At 74.7% G+C, this 3,748-nt stretch carries 3 protein-coding genes; 2 read left to right on the top strand and 1 reads right to left on the bottom strand.

Translation table 11 applies throughout. From position 1 onward, the window contains the following. The first annotated feature begins 396 nt into the window (after nucleotides 1-396). Nucleotides 397-1,620 (top strand): FUSC family protein, encoded by a 1,224-nt coding sequence (locus ACWGL3_RS31560; protein WP_431061489.1) that lies wholly within the window; start codon nucleotides 397-399, stop codon nucleotides 1,618-1,620. Nucleotides 1,621-1,755: 135 nt separating this feature from the next. Further along, complete coding sequence (locus ACWGL3_RS31555; protein WP_267950300.1) at nucleotides 1,756-2,805, top strand: glucose 1-dehydrogenase; 1,050 nt, start codon at nucleotides 1,756-1,758, stop codon at nucleotides 2,803-2,805. A 231-nt stretch (nucleotides 2,806-3,036) separates the two neighbouring features. Here the strand turns inward: ACWGL3_RS31555 and ACWGL3_RS31550 are convergent, their stop codons facing one another. Next, nucleotides 3,037-3,603, bottom strand: a complete 567-nt coding sequence (locus ACWGL3_RS31550; RefSeq protein WP_267948855.1) for an NADPH-dependent FMN reductase — start codon at nucleotides 3,601-3,603, stop codon at nucleotides 3,037-3,039. Nucleotides 3,604-3,748 lie beyond the last annotated feature (145 nt).

Raw genomic sequence — 3,748 nt, 5'->3', positions numbered from 1 at the left:
GGGGTGGGGGGGGGGGGGGGGGGGCCCCCGCCCACAGACTTTTTTTGTGGGGCATCTTGTGGGTTGGTTTTTGGGGGGGGACCCCCGGGGGGGGGGCCCCCGGGGCGCCGCCCCGTCCGCCTTTCCCGCCCTCCTCGCGCAGGATTCCTCCGCGCGGCCCCGGAGCCCGCTCGGCACGCCGAGGGTAAGGACTGGGCCATGCCCGCCCCCCTGCGGTGTGTCCGCTCCCGTCGCGGGCCCTCGCGGCGGAGCATGGACGCAGTGCCCGTTCGCGCCCAGGGCGTCCAGGACAGGAAGGCGTCGCCATGCTCCACGTCCGTGCCGCCGGGACCCGCCCCCGCGGCGGACCGGTCCCGGATCCCACGACCCCGCCGGCCCCCGGCCCCTGAGGCGGCCGTGAGGAGGACTCCCTCGCCGCTGCGCGCCGGTCGGCGCCGGCTGGCGGTCGCGGCCGAGGACGCCCGGGAACGCGTGACCGTCCACTTCTGGTCGGTGGTCCAGGCCGTCGTGGCCGCGGTGGTGGCGTGGACCGTGGCCGGCGGCCTCGTCCAGGACCACGACCCCTTCTTCGCGCCGATCGCGGCGGTCATCGCGCTCAACACCTCGGGCGGGGAGCGGGGCGCCAACGCGGTCCGGCTGCTCACGGGGGTGGTGTTCGGCATCATCTCCGGCGAGGTCGCGATCGCCCTCACCGGGGGCGGCGGCTACGGCGCGCTCGCACTGGGCGTCGGCCTGGCGATGACGGCCGCCCTGGCGATCGGCGTCCAGCGGATCGTGATCGGCCAGGCGGCGGCCAGCGCGATCCTCACCGTGGTCTTCGCCGTGAACTTCGGGGGAGGGCACGCGGGGCTGGGCCGGCTCACCGACGCGCTCATCGGGGCCGGGGTGGCGCTCGTGTTCAGCCAGCTGCTGTTCCCCGCCAGGCTGGTCGCCATCCTGCGCCGGATCGAGGCGGACGCGCTGACCGAGATGGCCCACATGCTCGACGTCTCCGGCCGCGCGCTGCGGCGGGACGACGAATCCTCCAGCCAGGAGATGGTCACGTGGCTGGGAGACCTGAGCAGGCCGATGGCGGAGCTCAGCCGCGCCAGGGAGAACAGCCGCCACACGGTCCGCCTCTCCACCATCCGGTGGGGCGACCCGGCGCCGGTCCTCGCCGAGGACGAGGTGATCGACCGCCTCATCCTGCTCGGGGAGAGCTGCCTGTTCCTCGCGAGGACCACCGCGGCCATGAGCGAGGACGAGCGCCACGAGCTCGCGCCCGTCGTCAGCCGCATGGCCTCGGTGCTGTACACGCTCGCCGACGACCTCAGCAGCCGCCGGGCGCGCCAGGAGGCGGTGGAGGGGGCCCTCCGGTCCGCCCGGAGGTTCGACGCGCAGGACACGGGCGGCGACCCCGTGACCACCGCCACACACCTGGCGGTCGAGATGGTCGCCACCGACATCATGGTGTTCGCCGGGATCAGGTTCGAGGAGGCCGAGGAGGCGTTGCGGGAGGACGAGGCCGACCTGGAGGTCCCGCATCCCCCGGGGGTCCCGTGGCTGCCGTGGCTGCCGTGGCGTCCGCCCGTGGACAGGTACCGGCACCGCTGGTACTCGTGGCGCCGGCGGCGCCGCTGACCTCCCGGGCGAAGCCTCCACCGTGGCAATAACGCGGACATGAGTCCCCCAACCCGGCTTTCCGGCCGCGGGGCGGGGGCAGTACCCGAGGGCGGGCGCGTGCCGCGCCGTACGCACGACGACAGCGGGGGACTCATGCGGGCTCTGATGGTGACGCCGATGACGGCCGGGTCGGTGACGGTGGACGAGGTCGACCCGCCGGTGCCGGAGGAGGGGGAACTCCTCGTCGACGGCGTGGCGCTGGGAATCTGCGGGACCGACAAGGAGATCGTCGACGGCGAGTACGGCACCGCCCCGCCCGGCCACGACCGCCTCGTCCTGGGGCACGAGTCCCTCGGCCGGGTGCGCGAGGCGCCGCCCGGGTCCGGATTCGCCCCGGGCGACCTGGTGGTCGGCATCGTCCGCAGGCCCGACCCCGTCCCCTGCGGGCCGTGCGCGCACGGGGAGTTCGACATGTGCCGCAACGGCGGGTTCACGGAGCGCGGCATCAAGGAGATCCACGGCTACGGCTCGGAGCAGTGGACCGTCCCGGCCGACTACGCGGTCCGGCTCGACCCGGCGCTGGAGGAGGTCGGCGTCCTGATGGAGCCGACCACGATCGTGGCGAAGGCGTGGGAGCACGTGGAGAGCATCGGACGGCGGGCCTGGTTCGAGCCGCGCACCGCGCTCGTCACCGGCGCCGGGCCCATCGGACTCCTGGCGGCCCTGATCGGGGTCCGGCGCGGCCTCGACGTGCACGTCCTCGACAGGGTCGGGAGCGGCCCCAAGCCGGACCTGGTCGCCGCGCTGGGGGCGACCTACCACACGGGGGGCGTCGCGGAGATCGCCCAGGAGTTCGCGCTCGACGTGATCATCGAGACCACCGGCGCGGAAGCCCTCGTCCTCGACACGGCGGTCCACAACGCCGCCGACGGGATCGTCTGCTACGTCGGCCTCAGCGCCGGCCGCGCCCGCGTCGAGGTGAGCCCCGGCCGCCTGAGCCGGAGGCTGGTCCTGGACAACGACGTGCTCTTCGGCTCGGTCAACGCGAACCGCCGCCACTACGAGCTGGCGGCGCGGCACCTGGCCGCGGCCGACCGGGACTGGCTGCGGGGGCTCATCACCCGCCGGCTCCCGCTCGACCTGGCCCCCCGGGTGTTCGCGGAGCCCGCCGGCGACCAGGTGAAGGTGGTCATCGACCTCTGACCCCGCGCCGGGGCGGGCGCGGACCCGCCCCTCGTCCGCGATCTCGTACTCGTGGCGGGGCTCGGCGCCTCGGGGTCACGTGGTGGCGGCGACGGGGAGCTAGTCGAGCGCCTCGGCCGGGGCGGCCCGCCCCGGGGACCGACGGGGGCGGCCGTCGAGCCCGGCGGCCACCCCGTCCCACCCTGTCCCGCGACCACTCACGGCGTACGGGCAGCGCTTCCGGCCGGCCCGCTAGCCGGGGTAGGGGCGGCGCTCGCGGGCCTCGCGCAGGGCCTGCGCCCACCAGGCCAGCTGGCCCAGCATCCGCTCCACGGCCGCCTCCGCGCCGGACATGTCCACGGCGGGCTCGCCGTCGTCGCCGAACATCGACTGCGCGTTGTGCAGGCTGACGGTGTCCCGGATGGTCGCGGTGTGCAGCTCCGAGAAGACCGAGCGCAGCTGCTCGATCGCCCGCAGGCCGCCGGACATCCCGCCGTAGGAGACGAACCCCACGGCCTTGGCGAACCACTCCCGGCGCGCGGAGTCGATCGCGCTCTTGAGCCCGCCGGGGTAGCCGTGGTTGTACTCCGGTGTGACGACCACGAACCCGTCGGCGGCGTCGACGACCTCCGCCGCATGGGGCGCCATCGGGCCGCCGTGGCCGTCCTCGGGGCCGATGCCGTCCACGTCCAGGAAATCGAACCGCAGGCGGGGGTCGGGGTGCTTCGCCGTGCGCTCCACGAACCACCGCGAGACGGCGGGGCCGGTGCGGCCCCTGCTGTTGCCAGCGAGGATGACCGCGATCCGAAGGTTTTCCATGTGGTCCTCGTCGTCTTCGTGCCTGACGGCCCTGGGCACGCGGGGACCGGCGGCCCCACGGGGATTCGGGCGGAACGGCGTCCGTTCTCTTCCGGGTGACGGGACAACGTTAGGACCTGAACCGCGATTCAGGTCAAATCAGGCG

It is taken from the genome of Nocardiopsis sp. NPDC055824, assembly GCF_053616335.1.
This window is presented reverse-complemented; position numbering and strand designations above follow the sequence as displayed.

Coding starts and splice junctions, on each gene's coding strand:
- ACWGL3_RS31550 (WP_267948855.1), bottom strand. CDS start 3,603: ATGGAAAACCTTCGGATCGCGGTCATCCTCGCTGGCAACAGCAGGGGC.
- ACWGL3_RS31555 (WP_267950300.1), top strand. CDS start 1,756: ATGCGGGCTCTGATGGTGACGCCGATGACGGCCGGGTCGGTGACGGTG.